This window comes from Pseudactinotalea suaedae (genome assembly GCF_009733815.1).
In the GTDB taxonomy this organism is placed as follows: Bacteria; Actinomycetota; Actinomycetes; order Actinomycetales; family Beutenbergiaceae; genus Pseudactinotalea; species Pseudactinotalea suaedae.
On the sequence record NZ_WNXY01000004.1, the window covers coordinates 21,166 to 38,220 of the forward strand.

Below are 17,055 nucleotides of genomic sequence, written 5' to 3' on the forward strand. Positions count from 1 at the left end.
GCATGTCAGCCGCCGATGGCGGACATCGGCCGATCGGGCTGCAGGAAGCCCGGCTCGTCGATGCCGTGGCCGGGAAGCTTGCCGACGATGCAGGTGTGCATGAGCTGCGCCAGGTCGTCGTCGGTGCCGCCGCCGCGCATGAGCCCGGCGAGGTCGGACTCGGTCCGGGCGAACAGGCAGTTGCGGAGCTGGCCGTCGGCCGTGAGCCTGACCCGGTCGCACGCGCCGCAGAACGGGCGCGTCACCGATGCGATCACGCCCACGGTGCTCGGCCCGCCGTCGACCTGGAACCGCTCCGCGGGGGCGGCGCCGCGGCCGGGCAGCTCGGTCAGCATGAACTCCTGCGCGAGCGCGTCGAGGATCTCCTCACCGGTGACCATCTCGGGTCGCGACCAGACGTGGCCGGCGTCGAGAGGCATCTGCTCGATGAAGCGCAGCTCGAGGCCCCGCTCGACGGCGTAGCGCAGCAGGTCGGTCAGCTCGCCGTCGTTGACGCCCCGCATGGCGACCGCGTTCAGCTTGATCGGCGCGAAGCCTGCGGCGATGGCGGCGTCGATGCCCTCGAGGGTGTCGTCGAGACGGTCGCGGCGGGTCAGCGAGTGGAACACCTCGCGCTGCAGCGTGTCGAGGCTGATGTTGAGGCGGGTCAGCCCGGCGTCCTTCAGCCTCCCGGCGAGCGTGGGCAGCCTGAGCGCGTTGGTGGTCATCGAGACCTCCAGCGGACCCTGCTCGCCCTCGATGGCGGCCATGCGGGCGACGACGTCGACGACGTCGGGCCGCAGCAGCGGCTCACCCCCGGTCAGCCGCACCTCGACGATCCCCAGTGCTGCAGCGATCTCGGCGGCCCGGACCAGCTCGTCGGTGGTGAGGATGTTCTCGCGCGCCAGCCACGGCACGCCCTCGGCGGGCATGCAGTAGGTGCAGCGGAGGTTGCAGACGTCGGTCAGCGAGATCCGCAGGTCGCGGTGCACGCGCCCGTGGCGGTCGACCAGCGGGCCCCGCAGGCCCTCGGAGACCTGGACGCTCATGCCGATCCCACCCAGGTGTGCGAGCCGTCGGCGAGGACCTGCTTCTTCCACACCGGCAGCTCGGCCTTGACGGCCTCGACCAGCGCGCGGCAGGCCTCGAACGCCATGTCGCGGTGCGCGTCTGCGGCAGCGACGACGATGGCGACGTCACCGACCCGCAGGGTCCCGGTGCGGTGGCTCACGGCGAGCCGCACGCCCTCGAACCGTTCGGCCACGCGGTGCGCGATCGCCGTCAGCGCCGACGTCGCGTCGGGATGCGCCGAGTACTCGAGCTCGACGACCTCGCCCGCAGCGTCGGGGCTGTGGTCGCGGACGGTGCCCACGAACGAGGCGACGGCGCCGACCGCCGAGGTGAGGACGACGTCGAGGTGAGCTCCGACGTCGAGCGCCTCGTCGCGGAGCTCGGCGAGCACGACCAGACCGGGCTCAGCCATGGTCGCCACCGTCCAGCTGTGCGAGGAGATGTTCCAGCAGCGGCACCACGACCGCCAGCGTGTCGGTGACGCCGCCGGGCGACCCCGGCGCGTTGATCACGACGGCCCCGCCCAGGGTGCCGACGAGACCACGGCTGAGCAACGCCGTCGGGACGGTGTGGGAACCGACACGGCGGATCTCCTCGGCGATGCCGGGGAGTGTGCGCTCCAGCAGGGCTGCCGTCGCCTCGGGCGTGAGGTCACGCGGCCCGACGCCGGTCCCGCCTGCCGTGACCACGACCCGGGCGCCCTCGGCGACGGCGGCCGCGAGCGCCTGCTGGACGCTCTCGACACCGTCGGGCACCACCCGGACGCCGTCGACGGCGTAGCCCGCCTCGGTGAGCAGGGTCGCGGCGTGAGGTCCGGAGCGGTCCTCGGCCGCGCTGGTCGAGCAACGGTCCGAGACCGTGATCACGACCGCGCGGGGGCTGCTCATCTCGCCAAGAGTATGCGCCTGCAGGGCGGACCCGATGTCATCTGCCCGGCGTACCATGGCACGGCCCGACAGGCGGGACGAGGGGATGAGCACACGGTGGGTAGCACCGAAGCGCCGCAGTGGCTGTTGTCAGCGTGGCGGCGCAGCGTCGAAGCGGTGGGCGCCACAGCCGACCGAGCAGCGATCGAGAGCACCGGTCAGGCGCTGATCGAGCGGTGGACCTCCGAGGAGCGTGTCCACCACAACCTCAAGCGGCTGATCGCCGTGCTGGCGCGGGTGGACGAGCTCGCCGCCGAGACGCACCAGCCCGATGTCGTGCGGCTCGCGGCGTGGTATCACGGCGCCGTCTTCACGAGCGCTGCGCCGAGCGCCTACGCGCACCGGGGCGGCGCCGATGCCGAGGCGTCGGCGGAGCTGGCCCGCAGCGAGCTGGGTGCGCTCGGCGTCCCCGAGAAGGCGATCGAGCGGATCGGCACACTGATCCAGTACCTCTCGCGGCACGTGGCGCCGGGCAACGACATCGACGCCCAGGCCCTGTGCGACGCCGATCTCGGTGGTCTGGCGGCCGAGCCGCAGCGGTATGAGGCCTACCTGCGCGAGGTGCGCGAGGAGTACAGCCACATCCCCGATCGCGACTACGTCGAGGCCAGGCTGGCGATCATCGGCCGGCTGCTGGAACGGCGGACGCTGTTCGCCAGCCCGCTCGGGCACGGCTGGGAGAACGCGGCGCGCGACAACCTGCGGGCCGAGCGGGCACGCCTGGAGATCGAGCTCACGACGCTGCCGGAACGCGGTGAGGGCGAGGAGTCGCACGTCGCCGAGATGGTCGCCGCGAAGATGGCGGTGCTCGGTGAGGGTCCCGCCGAGGCCGGCCCGGTGACCGAGCCCGCGCCGTTGACGGCTGCCGATCGTGTCGACGTCGCGCGCCGTGCCGCACGCGAGCGTGCCGGTGAGCGCCGCGCGGCGGCAGAAGCCGACCGCGAGCGGCGGCAGCGCGAGAAGGCCGAGCGCGCCGAGCGCAAGGCCCGCGAGCGCGAGGCGGCCCGCCGTGGCCGCGCCGCCGACGACGACGGCTCGTCGATGTCGAGGCCGCCCACCCGCTGAGGCGGCTGTCCACAGGTGCGCCCCGATGCACCACCGTCCACAGCACCCCCTTCCCCGACCGGCGCGTGACCGGCTCCGTCCCTAGCGTCGCTGCATCGGCGTCGAACAACGACGCCACGGCGAAGGGATGGACACATGGCACGGTTCGAGGTCGACAGCGGCGAGATCCTGCGGGCGGGCGGGAACGCACGCGCCTCGGCGGCGGCGATCCGCAGCGAGGTCAGCGCGATGATGGGGCACCTCGCGGCGCTGCAGGACTCCTGGCGCGGCAGCGCCTCGGCGGCCTTCAGCACCGTGCTCGCCGACTGGCGGGTCACGCAGCAGCAGGTGGAGAGCTCGCTGGACTCCATCGCCCTGTGCCTCGACGCCGGTTCTCGGCAGTACGAGGAGGCCGAGACCAGTGCGCTGCGGATGTTCGCGCGCTGACGGCGGTCGCAGGGGGCTGCCGCGCGGCCTAGCCTGGTCGGGTGGTGGTGCTCATCGATGCTGCGCGGTGGCCCGCGCACGGGACGGTGTTCGCCCACCTGGTCTCCGACACCTCGCTCGCAGAGCTGCACGCGTTCGCCGAGCGGGCCGGGATCGCGCCGCGGGCCTTCGACCGGGACCACTACGACGTGTCCGAGGCTCGCCGCGAGGACCTGATCGCCCTGGGGGCGGTGCCGGTGAGCGGGTCCGAGCTGATCCGGCGGCTGCGTGCCAGCGGGCTGCGGGTGACCTCGCGCGAGCGCCCCGCGCACGCGCGAGCGGTGCTGCAGCAACGATGGCCGGGCGCGCTCGCGGCGGCCGTGCCGTTGCGGGAGGAGCTGCTCGCGCGGTGGTCGGAGCCGCACCGGCACTACCACGACGTCACCCACCTCCTCGCGGTGCTCGACGCGCTCGACGCGGTGACCGACCCCGGGGAGGCGGCACCGCTCGTGGTGACGCTCGCGGCATGGTTCCACGACGCGGTCTACGACGGCGCCCCGGGCACCGACGAGGAGGCCTCGGCGCTGCTCGCGGAGACCGTGCTGGCCGGCCACCTGCCCGCGAGCGATGTCGCCGAGGTGGCCCGGCTGGTCCGGGTGACGACGGATCACCGGCCGGAGCCGGGCGATCGCCACGGAGCGCTGCTGTGCGACGCCGACCTGGCGGTGCTCGGTGCCGAGCCGGCCCGCTACGACCGGTACGTCGCTGCGGTGCGGCTGGACTACGCGCACGTGAGCGACGCCGACTGGCGCTCCGGGCGCGCCGCGGTGCTGCGGCAGCTGCTCGCGCTCGACCCGCTGTACCGGACCGAGCGCGGCCGCCACCTGTGGCAGGAGCGCGCCGGGGCGAACCTGCGCCGCGAGCTCCAGACGCTCACCGGCTGACCGGGAGGGCCAGCACAGCGATCGCCCCCTCGCGGTCGACCAGACCAGACGGGGCGGCATGACCGGGTTCGGGACTCCCGGGGCGCGAGCGTGCCCACCAACCCGTGCACCCGGTCGGTGGCGACCCGTGCGGCCAGCACGCCCGCCGGGCTCCATCGACGACCCCTGCCGCAGCACCCCACCCTGACGTACAAGGAGGCATCACCATGTCCGAACCCGTGCGAGCAGCGAGCACGCTCGAGGATCACGCCCGGTCCGAACCAGCCGGAGACCTGGCCGCGCGGCTGGCCCGGGAGACCCGGACCTTCTCCGAGGAAGCGGGGATCGACCTGCGCGACACCCCGGCACCGCTGTTCCGCCTGCTGGTGCTCGCCTCCCTGCTGGCCGCTCCGGTGCAGCACACCACCGCGATCCGGGCCTCGGCCGCGCTTCGGCCGCTGACGCGCACCGCGGCGACGCTCGCCGCAGCCGAGCCCGACGACGTGGCGCGAGCGATGACGCTCGCCGGCTACTGGCGGTTCCACCACACGAAGGCGACGCTGCTGGTGCGCGCCGGAGAGCACGTCGTCGAGCGCTGCTCGGGTGACCTACGCCGGCTCTACCGCGACGCCGACTCCCCCACCGGTCTGCACCGCGAGCTGCGGCGGATCCCCGGTGTGGGTACGCACGCAGCGCACATCGTGCTGCGCGAGGCGCAGGCGGTGTGGCCGGACGTCGCTCCCTACCTGGACGATCGCGTGCTCGACGGCGCCAAGCAGCTGGGCCTGCCCGAACAGCCCGACGAGCTCGCCGGTCTTGTCGACCCCCACGACCTGCCTCGGCTGGCGGCCGCCTGCGTCCGGACGACCCTGCGCCCAGTCGGCACGAGCAGGGCACCAGCGGGTTCCTGATCCAGCCGTTCGCTCTCAGCGAACAGGACTAGCACATCCGTTCGTTACAGGTGTAGTGTTTGTTCATGGAGGACGCGGCGCAGCTCAGCACTCTGGCGGGCCTGCTCAGGCAGGCGGACCAGGCGCTGTCGGCGGCCGCCGCACAGAAGGACTCGATGGCGTCACTGCCCGATGAGGGGTTGCTGGAGGTTGCCGAGCTGGCCGCCAGATTGCAGCGACTCACCGATGCGCTGATGGTGCAGGTGGTGCACCACGTCGAGCGGCAGTGCCTCCAGGCCGATCCGGCACGGTCGCTGGCCGCGCGCTTCGGCCTGCGGGACAGCACCATGCTCCTGATGGTGCTCACCGGAGCGGGACGCCACACGCTCGCCAAGTACCGGCGGATCGCTGCGGCGACGACAGCGCGGGATGGCGGGTCGACAGGAGCGCTGCCGCCCCTGATGCCGCAGCTGGCGAGCGCGCTCCGGGCCGGCGCGATCGGGCTCGACCAGGCACTCGTGGTCCGGGACACCCTGAACCAGGTCGGCGGCCGAGCGCACCCGGACGCGCTCGAGGCCGCCGAGGTGGCTCTCGTCGCCGCCGCGACCGGCTCCCCCGACCCGTCGCTCGAGGAGGCAGACGATCCCGACCGCGAGGAGGACCACGCGGTCTGCCGCCTGCCGTTGGCACCAGAGCTGTTGGCGGTGCAGGCCCGCGCCTGGCGGGACGCTATCGATCCCGATGGTCCCGAGCCCTCGTACGAGCAGCAGCGGGCGCGGCGTTCCTTCACGCTCGGACAACGAGCCGACGGCATGTGGGTGGGCAAGCTGCTGCTGCCGGCGGACCAGGGCGCAGCCCTGCGGCTGGCGCTCGACGCGCACAACGCGCCCCGGAGCAAGGTCCGGCACGAGACCGATCAGACCCAGCCGCCGATAGCGAGCAATGCCGGCGGGCAGATCGGCAGCAGCGACGACCGCAGCAGCGCGCAGCGGCAGGCGGACACCCTGGTAGGCCTGGTCACACGAGCGGCCGAGCTCGCCGAGGCACCGCGCATCGGCGGAGACGCACCCACCCTGGTTGTCACGATCACTGCCGACCAGCTGACGGAGCACGCCGCCACCGGCGGCGGGATCGCCCACCTGCAGCACAGCGGCGACGCCCTCCCGGCACACGTCGCCGCCCGCATCATCTGCGACGGGCTGATTCAGACATGCGTGCTGGACGAGGCAGGACTGCCGCTGAAGCTGGGACGCGCCAGACGCTCCCACACCCGACATCAGCGGCGCGCGATCCTGACCAGCTACCCCGGCGGCTGTCAGAACCCGGGCTGCGAGGCACCACCGGGATTCACCGAGATCCACCACCCGATCTGGTGGAGCGACGACGGCGCCACCGATACCGACAACGGCATCCCGCTGTGCCAGCACTGCCACGGCGAGGTCCATGCGGGCAGGCTGGTCTGCTTCCGCGAACCGAGCGGCCGCTGGGCCGTGGCGCCCCGCCTGTCGCTGCAGCCACGGGGGCGGCTGCGCCTCGCGGCCTGAGACGGTCAGCGCAGGCTCCGCACCCAGTCGACGACCGCATCGGCAGCGCCGTCCGGCGTCAGGGCGGCCGTGTCGACCACAGCATCGACGTTCTCCCGCAACCATCGGCCGAACCCGACCTGCTCCTCGATGTCGCGAGCACGCCACGCCGGCCGCGACTGGATCCGCCGCCGGCGCTCGTCGTCGGGGCAGTCCAGCACGAGCGTGTGGATCTCGCCGATCCAGGCACGCCCGGGAAGGTCGTCGAGCTGCCGCGGGAAGAACGGTCCCAGCAGCAGCGGGTCGACGCCGTTCTGGGTGACCCCGTGGGCCACATGCAGCCAGAGGTCGCGAAACGTCGCCCAGTCGACCTGGCCATCGGGTGCGGATCGTGCCAGCGGATCGATGAGCCAGTCGACGTCGAAGACCGCGCACTCGCCGACGAGCCGCTGCAGCAGCAGCGGGAGCAGCGTCGTCTTGCCGCCGCCCGAGGCACCCGTGACGAGGAACAGCGGACCCGTCCGTGAGGCGGGTGCCACCGCCGCGCACCTTGGGCACGCCGCAGCCTCGCCCCGTGGCGTCATCGAGCGTTGCTCCTCACAGGTCTGGCAGTAGTGCATGAGCGGATCCTCCTCCAGGGGTCAACGACAAAGGGACGCGTCGGCCAGACCTGAGGCGCACTCATCGATCGCTCTTGTCGAACACCGATGTACGGGTTACATTACTCGGACATTGGTGTTCGAGATAGGACGAGGTGGTTGACATGGATGTCTCCGACCGCGCTGCCACGGGGTCGGCCGACGTGGCCGATCCCCGTCGCTGGCGCACGTTGGCGCTGCTGGGCGTGGCGCAGCTGATGCTGATCGTCGACGTCACGGTGGTGGCGATCGCGCTTCCGCAGATGCAGGCGGACCTGGGGCTCGACCGAGCGGCCGTCGCCTGGGTGGCGAGCAGCTACGCACTGGTGTTCGGCGGGTTGATGCTCCTGGGCGGCAAGACCGCCGACATCCTCGGTCCCCGAGGCGTGGTGCTGACCGGCCTCGGTGTGTTCATGGCGGCGTCCCTGCTGGCGGGGCTCTCGAGCACCGGAGAGCTCCTGCTGCTCGCACGAGTCCTGCAGGGTGTGGGCGCGGCGGCGCTGTCGCCCGCTGCGCTGTCCGTGATCGCCCGGACCTTCGCCGGCGCCGAGCTCGCGAAGGCGCTGGGTGTGTGGTCGGCGCTCGGCGGTGCGGGCGCCGCGCTCGGGGTGCTCCTGGGTGGCGTGCTGACAGCCGGCCCGGGCTGGGCTTGGGTCTTCTTCATCAACCTCCCGGTGGGCCTCGTCCTGCTGATCGGGTTGCTGCGCTCGGTCCGGCCGCTGCCGGGCTCGGGTGGTCGCGTCGACGTCCTCGGCGCCGCGCTGGCGACGTTCGCGACCGGCGCCGTCGTGTACGGGTTGGTGACGGCGGGCGACGACGGCTGGCTCGGGGGCCGCACCGTGATCGCCGTCCTGGTCGGGGTGGTGGGCTACGCCCTGTTCGCGTGGCGGATCCGAGTCGCTGCGGCGCCGCTGATCGACCGGACCCTGCTGGGACGGGGCGCGGTGCTGCGCGGGCTCGGCCTGATCTTCGTGGCGACGGCGCTGATGATCTCGGTCTTCTTCCTCGGCTCGTTCGCACTGCAGCACCTGCACGGGTTCACCGCGCTCGAGACGGGGCTGTCATTCCTGCCGGTCGCTCTCGGAACGATCCTCGGCTCGAGCCTCGCGGGTCGGGTCATCCCCCGCTGGGGCGTCCGTGCGGTCTCGGCGCTCGGGCTGCTGATCGCCGCCGCCGGGCTCGCGGCTGCGGCGGCGATCTTCTCGATGACCGTGCTGATCGTCGCCACCAGCGTGGCCGGTCTCGGCATCGGAGCAGCCTTCGTGGCCGCCGCGGGCAGCATGTTCTCGGTGGTGCAGCCCCACGAGGCCGGCGTGGCCTCCGGCGCCCTCAGCACGTTCCACGAGTTCGGTGCGGCCGCCGGCGTGTCAGCGGTGTCCAGCGTGGCGGCAGCGGCGCTGCTCGCACCGAGCTTCGCCGCGTTCGCCCCCGGCTACTGGTTCGCCGCCGCCGTCGCGGTCGTGGCGTGCCTGGCGTCCTGGGTCTGGAAGAGCCGACCGCAGCACATGTCCTGACGCATTCACCACCCGAGCGAAGGAACTGGAATGGGAACCATCGTCTGTCAGACGTTCGTCAGCCTCGACGGCGTGATCAACCACATGGAGCGCTGGCACTTCGGCTACATCGACGCCGAGTCCGACGCCATCGCCCTCGAGCAGCTCCGTGGCTGCGACGCCCTCCTGATGGGGAGGCGGACCTACGAGGTCTATGCCGGAGCCTGGCCCGGCCGGGAGGGCGACTACCCCGACCTGATCAACGCCCTCCCCAAGTACGTCGTCTCGAGCACCCTGTCCGACGCCGCGTGGAACAACACCACGGTCCTCGACACCGAGCCGATCGCCGCCATCCGCCGACTCAAGGAGCAGGAGGATCGGCAGATCCTCATGCACGGCTATGGTCCGCTCGCGAAGACGCTGCTTGCTGAAGACCTGCTCGACGAGCTCCACCTCTGGGTGCATCCCGTGCTCGCCGGGGTCGGCACCGGCGACGACCTGGTGCTGCAACCCGGCCTCACCAAGGAGCTGCGACTGACCGGCACGAGGACGCTCGCCTCCGGCGTGGCGATCCTCACCTTCGACACCTCCGCGGGCCGACCGGACGCGACGTCGTGACCGACGACGCCGGCATCGACCTGACCGCTCTGATCAAGCCGATCCGGTTGCCGCCCGGCTTCGACGCCCCGACCGAGCTTCGACACCTCGACCTGCGAGCACGAGCGATCAGCCGCGCCGACCTGGAGGCCGATGTCGCCGGCATCAACGCCAGCCTCGACCTCATCCGCAGCACCCGAGGCGGCGGCTGGCCCACCGAACCGGCGACCGCCGCGGGCAACGAGGTCGACCTGGTCTGGCACGAGTGCGAGTTCCGCGACGGGAAGTCCTTCACCTACGCCGTCTACCTGGACACCGGTGAGTACCTCGGATGTTGCTACCTCTACCCCGTCGGATCTCGGACGCCCACCTCGCCGGCCACTACCGAACGCTCTACGAGGCGCTCCAGCGCTGGGTGCGCGACCCCTTCCCCTTCACCCGCGCGCACTGCTCCAACGTCGAGATCCCCGACTGAAACCCGCCTCGGGCACGACGACGCCCCCGGAGAAGATCTCCGGGGGCGTCGTGGGTGTTGCGTCAGACGGTCAGGCTCAGAAGCCCATGCCGCCCATGTCGTCGCCGCCACCGCCGCCGGCAGGAGCGGGGTGCTTCTCCGGCTTGTCGGCCACGACGGCCTCGGTGGTGAGGAACAGACCGGCGATCGAGGCGGCGTTCTGCAGCGCAGAACGGGTCACCTTGACCGGGTCGTTGATGCCGGCGGCGAGCAGGTCCTCGTACTCGCCGGTCGCGGCGTTGAGGCCGTGGCCGACGGGCAGCGAGCGCACGCGCTCGGCCACCACGCCGCCCTCGAGACCGGCGTTGATCGCGATCTGCTTGAGCGGGGCGTCCACCGCAACCTTCACGATGTTCGCACCGGTCGCCTCATCACCGACGAGCTCGAGGGACTCGAGCGCGGTCTTGGCGGCCTGGATGAGAGCGACGCCACCACCGGCGACGATGCCCTCCTCGACAGCAGCCTTGGCGTTGCGCACCGCGTCCTCGATGCGGTGCTTGCGCTCCTTGAGCTCGACCTCGGTGGCCGCGCCCGCCTTGATGACGGCGACGCCGCCGGCGAGCTTGGCGAGACGCTCCTGGAGCTTCTCGCGGTCGTAGTCGGAGTCGCTGTTGTCGATCTCGGCGCGGATCTGGCTCACGCGACCGGCGATGGCGTCAGCCTCACCGGCGCCCTCGACGATCGTGGTCTCGTCCTTAGACACGACCACCTTGCGCGCCTGGCCCAGCATGTCGAGCGTGGCGTTCTCCAGCTTGAGACCGACGGTCTCGCTGATGACCTGACCACCGGTGAGGACCGCGATGTCGGCGAGCATCGCCTTGCGGCGGTCTCCGAACCCGGGGGCCTTGACGGCGATCGACTTGAAGATGCCACGGATCTTGTTGAGGACCAGCGTCGCCAGCGCCTCGGACTCGACGTCCTCGGCGATGATCAGCAGCGGCTTGCCGCTCTGGATGACCTTCTCCAGCAGCGGGAGCAGGTCCTTGACGTTGCTGATCTTCGACTCGACGATCAGGACGTAGGCGTCCTCGAGGACGGCCTCCTGGCGGTCACCATCGGTGACGAAGTACGCCGACAGGTAGCCCTTGTCGAAGCGCATGCCCTCGGTGAGCTCGAGCTCAAGGCCGAGCGCGTTGGACTCCTCGACGGTGATGACGCCTTCCTTGCCCACCTTGTCGAGAGCCTCGGCGATCAGGTCGCCGATCGCCGGGTCAGCGGCGGAGATGGCAGCCGTGGCGGCGATCTCCTCCTTGGTCTCGATCTCCTTGGCGTTCTCGAGGAGCTGTGCGGTGACAGCCTCGACGGCCTTGTCGATGCCCTTCTTCAGGGCGATCGGGTTGGCGCCGGCAGCGACGTTGCGCAGACCCTCGCGCACGAGCGCCTGGGCGAGAACGGTGGCGGTGGTGGTGCCGTCGCCAGCGACGTCGTCCGTCTTCTTGGCGACCTCCTTGACGAGCTCGGCACCGATCTTCTCGTAGGGCTCCTCGAGCTCGATCTCCTTGGCGATCGAGACACCGTCGTTCGTGATGGTGGGGGCGCCCCACTTCTTCTCGAGAACGACGTTACGGCCCTTCGGACCGAGGGTGACCTTCACGGTGTCGGCGAGGATGTTGAGTCCACGCTCCATCCCGCGTCGGGCCTCCTCGTTGAAGGCAATGATCTTGGCCATGGGGGTTGGATTCCTCCGGTACTGGCTTGGGAAGGGCAGTCCTCGCGCCCGCGACGGACGACGCCGGCTCGACGGTCACGTCCCGTCTCGCCCAAGCGCCTCGCTCGGCTACCCGCGTTCCACCCCGGGGTGGTCATGAGTTATCACTCTCACCCCGAGAGTGCTAATGCCATGTTGGCACTCTCACGGGGAGAGTGCAAGATCGACGGGCTCGGTTCGCCCGAAGCGATCAGCGAGCGCCCGCCGCGCGGCCCACCATCCCACCATGCCGTGCACGCCCGGGCCCGGCGAGGCGGCGGAGCTGCACAGGTACACGCCGGGGATCCCCGCCGAGTAGGGATCGAGCGCCCAGCGCGGGCGCTGCGCCATCGAGAACGTGGTCAGCTCGCCGAGCGCGATGTCGCCCCCGACGTAGTTCTGGTTGTGGTTCGCCATCTCGCTCGCCGGTGTGCCCAGTGCGGTCACGACGACGTCCCTGAAGCCGGGCGCGTAGCGCTCGATCTGCCCGATGACCATCTCGACCGGGTCGACCGGGCAGTCGTGGGGGACGTGCGCGTAGGCCCAGCCGGGCCGCAGCCCACCGACCTCGCGGCTCGGGTCGGTGACCGTGGGGTCGGAGAACAGCACGAACGGGTTCGGCGAGAGCCGGCCTGCGACGGCGTCGGCCTCGCTCGCCGCCATCTCGGCGCGGGTGCCGCCGAGATGGACGGTGCCCGCGCGGCCCACGTCCGGGTCGCTCCAGGGCACCGGTCCGGACAGCACGAGATCGACCTTGGCCGCCGCCGGTCCCGGCCGTACCCGCGACAGCGCCGCTCGCACGCGTGCCGGCATCCGGTCGCCCCAGATGCGCGCCAGCCCCGGCGCGCTGGTGTCGAACAGGTAGCTCCGCGCCCGCGGCAGGTCGCGCCAGTGGCGCACCGGCGCGTCGCACCGCACCGTGCCGCCGTGGGCCTCCAGATCGGCCAGCAGCGCCGCCGTGATCGCCCCGGTGCCGCCGACGGGGATCGGCCAGCCCACGGTGTGGGCCAGCGTGCCGAGCATGAGCATGCCGCCCGCGGCGACCGGCGAGGGCAACCGCCCGATCGCGTGCCCGGCCACACCGGTCAGCAGCGCCGGCGCCACCTCGTCCTGGAAGCGGCGCCCCCACGCCGGGGTGCCCTGCTCCAGCAGTCGCGCGGCAACCTGGGCCAGCAGCCGTGGCCCGGCCTTGGCGAGCGCTGCGCCCATGCCGTGCGTGCGGTCGCCGAGTGCGAGGTCGATGAGCTCGGGCCAGCCCTCGATCGTCGGGGCGAACAGGTCGGCCCAGGCCGCGCCGTCGACCCCGAGTCCCGCAGCGGTGCGCTCGAGGGAGGCATAGGCGATACCGGCGCGACCGCCGTCGAGCGGGTGCGCGTAGGAGACCTCGGGAACGACCATGTCGACACCGCGCGCCGCGAGGTCGAACGCCCGGAAGAACGGGCTGGCCAGAGCGAGCGGGTGCACGGCCGAGCAGACGTCGTGGACGACCCCGGGCGCCAGCCCGAGGTCGAGCGTGCGCGCTCCCCCGCCCGGCGTCGGCTCGGCCTCCAGGACGAGGACCTCCAGGCCCGCGCGCGCCAGCGTGAGCGCTGCCGCCAGCCCGTTGGGGCCGCTGCCGACGACGACGGCGTCGGTCGTGCTGGGGGCGTTCACCATCTCTCCAGTCTCGCACTCAGGATCCGGGGCCTCCCTACACTGGCACGATGCGCCGCCGGGGACTGTCGCGGGCGATCCTCGTGGTCGCCGTCGTCGTGCTCGTCAGCGGCGCCGCTCTGTTCGAGCGGCCGCGGCGGGACGAGGCGGGCAGCTACGCCGACGGCGCGGCGCTCGACGCGCACGGGCAGCCCCAGCTGCTGCCCGCGGGGTCCGACCCGCAGCTGATCATCGGATCCCGGGTGCTCGACCCCGGACCCGACGCCGACCCCGCCACCACCGCCGCCGCGCTCGAGGTCGCTCAGCAGCAGCGGGACTGGCTCGCCTCCGGGTGGCTGCCCGAGGGCGAGTACTCCGAGCTGGTCACGACCGCGCTGCTCGACCTCCATGTCCTCAGCACCGGCGGCGGCACGCTGGCCGCGATGAACCCGAACTGGCGGTACGTCTGGCCGCGCGACTCCTCGTTCGCCGCGGTCGCGTTCGCCGTCTCGGGCCATCTCGACGACGCGACCACGGTGCTCGGCTACCTCCAGACCGTGCAGGCCGGCGACGGCTCGTTCGAGGCGCGGTACCTGCCCGACGGCTCGGGACCGCCCGACGGTCGGCTCGCCCAGACCGACGGCACCGGGTGGGCGCTGTGGGCGCTCGATGCTGTGATCGCCGCCGCGCCCACCGCGCAGCAGCCGACGCTCCTCGACCGGTTCGACCCGCTGCTGCAGCGCTCGACCGCGTACCTGCTCGGCCAGGTGGCCAACAGCCGACAGCTCCCGAACCCCTCGCCGGACTACTGGGAGCACCGCGAGCGCGTCGTCACGCTCGGGACGGCCGCCCCGGTCCTCGCGGGGCTGGAGGCCGCGGCTCGGCTGCACGAGCGCGCAGGCGACCCGGCGCGGGCGGACGCGGTGGCGACCACGGCTGCGGGCTTGCGCGAGGCCGTCACGATCTTCTTCGGCCCCCACGGCTACGGGCGCTACCCCGGCCCCTCGCCCGCCGACGCTGCCAGCGCGTTCCTGCTGCCGCCCTACCAGTCCAGCCCGCTCGGGGGTGCCGTCGAGGCGTGGCAGGCCTCGGTCACGCCGATGCTGCGACCCGCCGGCGGCATCGCCCCGGGCGCGGGGTGGCGCGAGCAGAACCTGTCCTGGACACCGGAGACCGCGCTGTACGCGCTCGCGGCGGCCTCGATCGGTGACGACGAGCAGGCCCGCCACTGGTTGGACTGGCTGGCCGCGCACCGCACCCCGATCGGCGCGCTGCCCGAGAAGGTCACGGCCGACGGCGGACCCTCCGGACCGGCACCGCTCGCCTGGACGTGCGCGCTCGTGGTGCTCACCGTCGCCGAGCTGGAGCGCTGACGCCCAGCTCAGGGGAGCTCGAAGCCGGCCCTGAGGACGAGCACGAGGTCGCCGTCGGCGGCCGACGAGCTCTCGACGAGGTTGGTGATGCCGAGCAGGTCACCCAGCGCCTCGGCCTCGTCGAGCTGGTCGGCGTTGTCGTAGAACAACGTGGTGCCGGAGGGCTGGGGGCGACCGTAGTCGGCGGCGTTGACGTCTTCCCAGCCGTCCTCGGTGAGGAACGCCTGGGTCTCGGCGGCCAGCCCGCCGACACCGGATCCGTTGAGCACCCAGACCTGGATGCTGCGGTCCAGGTCGGCCGCCGGCTCCTCGCTGGTCTGCTCCTCGGTCGTGGTCTCGCCCTCGGTGGGCTCCTCGGTCGGGGCCTCCGTCGGCTCCGTCGTGGGCTCGCCGTCGGTGGCGGGCTCGGTCGTCGTGTCGGCCGTCGGCGAGGGGTCATCGCCTCCGCCCGACAGCGCTTGCACGGCGACGAACGCGAGCGTCGGCGCCAGGATCAGGACGATGATGAACGGCAGCAGCTGGCGCCACCGGGGCAGCGGTGCCCGATGCACACCCTGAGGTGTCCGGTCCGCCCCGAGGGCGTCGAACTCGTCCTCGGGGTAGGGGTAGTCGTCCCTGGTCACGTCCGAAGGTTAACGGGATCTACAGATCCGAGCCGAGGCGGCGTGCCGAGCGCTCGCGCTGACGCGCGCTGCGCATGCGCCGGAGCCGCTTGACGAGCATCGGCTCGGCCGCGAGGGCCTCGGGAGTGTCGATCAGGGAGTTGAGGATCTGGTAGTAGCGCGTGGCGTTGAGATCGAAGAGCTCGCGGATGGCGGTCTCCTTGGCACCGGCGTACTTCCACCACTGCCGCTCGAACTCGAGGATGCGTGCGTCACGCTCGGCCAGACCTGCGGTCTGCTCGGCAGGCGCCGACATCTCGTGCGCCACGGGTGCTGCCGCCATCGTTGTCCTCCCTCGCTCGATCGCGTTTCTCGGCATCGTACGGGGAAAACGACACCGTTGTCATTCGACGCGTGTCGCAACGGGGGTGTCGACTGCCCAGGTGCCGTGACAAGGTGTTGGAGTGAGCACCACGCCACCCGTCACCGAGCAGCCGGCGCAGCCGCACCAGGCGGCGGCACGACCGCTGGCCGCACTCGTCGAGCCCGGCTGGGCGAGCGCACTGGCCGCCGTCGAGCCCGATGTGCGCAGCATGGGCGAGTTCCTTCGCGCCGAGATCGCCGCCGGCCGTGGCTACCTCCCGGCCGGCCCCGACGTGCTCCGCGCGTTCAGCCGGCCGTTCGAGGCGGTCCGGGTGCTGATCGTGGGTCAGGACCCCTACCCCACCCCGGGGCACGCGATGGGGCTGAGCTTCTCGGTGCAGCCCGACGTGCGCCCGATCCCCCGGTCGCTCGCCAACATCTACACCGAGCTCGTCGACGACCTCGGCGGCGACCCGCCCAGCAACGGCGACCTCACCCCGTGGGCCGACGCCGGCGTGCTGCTGCTCAACCGGTCCCTCACCGTGCGGCCCGGAGCGCCGGCCTCGCACCGCGGCAAGGGCTGGGAGCGCGTCACCGACGCCGCCATCGCGGCACTGGTGGCGCGTGGCACCCCGCTGGTCGCGATCCTGTGGGGCAAGGACGCGCAGTCGCTGCGGCCCGCGCTCGGCGACGTCCCGATCATCGCGTCCCCGCACCCCTCGCCGCTCTCGGCACGCGGCGGGTTCTTCGGCTCCCGCCCGTTCTCCCGCGCCAACGAGCTGCTGGTCCAGCAGGGCGCGGCACCCGTGGACTGGCGGTTGCCGTGACGCCTCCGTGGGCCAGCTACGTCGCGATCGGGGACTCGTTCACCGAGGGTCTGCGGGACCCGCGCGGCGAGGACACCGAGAACCTGCGTGGATGGGCCGACCGGCTGGCCACGACGATGTCCCGACGGCGGATCGAGGCCGGTGAGCCTGCCTTGCGTTATGCGAATCTCGCCATCCGCGGTCGTCGGCTCAACCGGATCATGTCCGAGCAGCTGCCGCCGGCGCTGGCGATGCAGCCGGACCTGATCTCGATCGTCGGCGGCGGCATCGACGTGCTCCGGCTGGGTGCGGACCCGGACCGGCTCGCCGAGATGCTGGAGGAGGCGGTGGTGCGGGCGCGGGCCGCAGGCTGCGACGTGCTGCTGGCCACCTGCATGGACACCCGGTCCGGCGGCCCGCTGCTGGGCTCGATCCGGCCGCGGATGGCGCTGTACTCGGCGCACATCTTCGCGATCGCGCGCCGGCACGGCTGCTACGTGATGGACCAGTGGGGGCTGAGCGCGCTGCAGGACCTGCGGATGTGGTCGCAGGACCGGATCCACCTGTC

Annotated in this window: 18 protein-coding genes and 1 pseudogene; 11 read left to right on the top strand and 8 right to left on the bottom strand. The window is 72.3% G+C overall.

What is annotated here, in order from left to right; translation table 11 throughout:
* Positions 1–5: 5 nt before the first annotated feature.
* Genes moaA through GPA04_RS07910 form a run of 3 tightly spaced genes read right to left on the bottom strand, consistent with a single transcriptional unit; the run spans position 6 to position 1,937 of the window.
* The gene (gene moaA, locus GPA04_RS07900; RefSeq protein WP_156223558.1) at positions 6–1,028 is read right to left on the bottom strand and encodes a GTP 3',8-cyclase MoaA; all 1,023 of its coding nucleotides are present in this window, start codon (positions 1,026–1,028) and stop codon (positions 6–8) included.
* On the bottom strand, positions 1,025–1,462 hold the full coding sequence (locus GPA04_RS07905) for a molybdenum cofactor biosynthesis protein MoaE (RefSeq protein WP_206674160.1): 438 nt from the start codon (positions 1,460–1,462) through the stop codon (positions 1,025–1,027). The genes moaA and GPA04_RS07905 overlap by 4 nt, the downstream gene beginning before the upstream one ends.
* Positions 1,455–1,937, bottom strand: a complete 483-nt coding sequence (locus GPA04_RS07910) for a MogA/MoaB family molybdenum cofactor biosynthesis protein (RefSeq protein ID WP_156223559.1) — start codon at positions 1,935–1,937, stop codon at positions 1,455–1,457. Before GPA04_RS07910 ends, GPA04_RS07905 begins: the two co-directional genes overlap by 8 nt.
* A 156-nt stretch (positions 1,938–2,093) precedes the next feature.
* Between GPA04_RS07910 and GPA04_RS07915 the strand changes: the two genes are divergently transcribed.
* From GPA04_RS07915 to GPA04_RS07935, 5 genes are all read left to right on the top strand, one after another.
* Positions 2,094–3,041 carry an HD domain-containing protein gene (locus GPA04_RS07915; protein WP_194238939.1) on the top strand — a complete coding sequence of 316 codons (948 nt, stop codon included), beginning with the start codon at positions 2,094–2,096 and terminating at the stop codon, positions 3,039–3,041.
* A 135-nt stretch (positions 3,042–3,176) separates the two neighbouring features.
* Entirely contained in the window at positions 3,177–3,467 is a 291-nt protein-coding gene (locus tag GPA04_RS07920) for a WXG100 family type VII secretion target (protein WP_156223560.1), read from the top strand.
* A gap of 41 nt (positions 3,468–3,508) precedes the next feature.
* Positions 3,509–4,390 (top strand): DUF4031 domain-containing protein, encoded by an 882-nt coding sequence (locus tag GPA04_RS07925; protein WP_156223561.1) that lies wholly within the window; start codon positions 3,509–3,511, stop codon positions 4,388–4,390.
* A 206-nt stretch (positions 4,391–4,596) separates the two neighbouring features.
* The gene (locus GPA04_RS07930) at positions 4,597–5,280 is read left to right on the top strand and encodes an endonuclease (RefSeq protein ID WP_156223562.1); all 684 of its coding nucleotides are present in this window, start codon (positions 4,597–4,599) and stop codon (positions 5,278–5,280) included.
* Positions 5,281–5,345: 65 nt separating this feature from the next.
* A complete protein-coding gene (locus tag GPA04_RS07935; protein ID WP_156223563.1) occupies positions 5,346–6,803 on the top strand; it encodes an HNH endonuclease signature motif containing protein in 1,458 nt (485 codons plus the stop codon).
* Positions 6,804–6,808: 5 nt separating this feature from the next.
* On the opposite strand, the gene GPA04_RS07940 is transcribed toward GPA04_RS07935, so the two are convergent.
* Entirely contained in the window at positions 6,809–7,321 is a 513-nt protein-coding gene (locus GPA04_RS07940; protein ID WP_156223564.1) for a hypothetical protein, read from the bottom strand.
* Positions 7,322–7,545: 224 nt separating this feature from the next.
* Between GPA04_RS07940 and GPA04_RS07945 the strand changes: the two genes are divergently transcribed.
* The 3 genes from GPA04_RS07945 to GPA04_RS21215 all read left to right on the top strand — a co-directional run bounded on the left by GPA04_RS07945 (position 7,546) and on the right by GPA04_RS21215 (position 9,985).
* Positions 7,546–8,934, top strand: coding sequence for an MFS transporter (locus GPA04_RS07945; protein WP_156223565.1), 1,389 nt, complete (start codon positions 7,546–7,548; stop codon positions 8,932–8,934).
* 30 nt (positions 8,935–8,964) lie between these two features.
* Positions 8,965–9,531 carry a dihydrofolate reductase family protein gene (locus tag GPA04_RS07950; protein WP_156223566.1) on the top strand — a complete coding sequence of 189 codons (567 nt, stop codon included), beginning with the start codon at positions 8,965–8,967 and terminating at the stop codon, positions 9,529–9,531.
* Positions 9,532–9,841: 310 nt separating this feature from the next.
* On the top strand, positions 9,842–9,985 hold the full coding sequence (locus GPA04_RS21215; RefSeq protein WP_206674161.1) for a hypothetical protein: 144 nt from the start codon (positions 9,842–9,844) through the stop codon (positions 9,983–9,985).
* Positions 9,986–10,061: 76 nt separating this feature from the next.
* On the opposite strand, the gene groL is transcribed toward GPA04_RS21215, so the two are convergent.
* Together groL and GPA04_RS07965 are read right to left on the bottom strand one after the other, a co-directional pair.
* The gene (gene groL, locus GPA04_RS07960) at positions 10,062–11,693 is read right to left on the bottom strand and encodes a chaperonin GroEL (RefSeq protein ID WP_156223567.1); all 1,632 of its coding nucleotides are present in this window, start codon (positions 11,691–11,693) and stop codon (positions 10,062–10,064) included.
* A 183-nt stretch (positions 11,694–11,876) separates the two neighbouring features.
* Complete coding sequence (locus GPA04_RS07965; RefSeq protein ID WP_156223568.1) at positions 11,877–13,367, bottom strand: phytoene desaturase family protein; 1,491 nt, start codon at positions 13,365–13,367, stop codon at positions 11,877–11,879.
* Positions 13,368–13,414: 47 nt separating this feature from the next.
* On the opposite strand from GPA04_RS07965, the gene GPA04_RS07970 reads away from it, so the two are divergent.
* Positions 13,415–14,716, top strand: coding sequence for a glycoside hydrolase family 15 protein (locus GPA04_RS07970; RefSeq protein ID WP_156223569.1), 1,302 nt, complete (start codon positions 13,415–13,417; stop codon positions 14,714–14,716).
* An 8-nt stretch (positions 14,717–14,724) separates the two neighbouring features.
* On the opposite strand, the gene GPA04_RS07975 is transcribed toward GPA04_RS07970, so the two are convergent.
* Entirely contained in the window at positions 14,725–15,339 is a 615-nt protein-coding gene (locus tag GPA04_RS07975; RefSeq protein WP_156223570.1) for a LytR C-terminal domain-containing protein, read from the bottom strand.
* 19 nt (positions 15,340–15,358) lie between these two features.
* Complete coding sequence (locus tag GPA04_RS07980; RefSeq protein WP_156223571.1) at positions 15,359–15,661, bottom strand: DUF3263 domain-containing protein; 303 nt, start codon at positions 15,659–15,661, stop codon at positions 15,359–15,361.
* Between the two features lie 121 nt (positions 15,662–15,782).
* Here GPA04_RS07980 and GPA04_RS07985 point away from each other — a divergent pair, with 121 nt between their 5' ends.
* Entirely contained in the window at positions 15,783–16,508 is a 726-nt protein-coding gene (locus tag GPA04_RS07985; RefSeq protein ID WP_156223572.1) for a uracil-DNA glycosylase, read from the top strand.
* Positions 16,505–17,017: pseudogene (locus GPA04_RS21495) on the top strand (SGNH/GDSL hydrolase family protein); the annotation flags it as partial. The gene GPA04_RS07985 and the pseudogene GPA04_RS21495, both read left to right, overlap by 4 nt.
* Between the last annotated feature and the right edge of the window lie 38 nt (positions 17,018–17,055).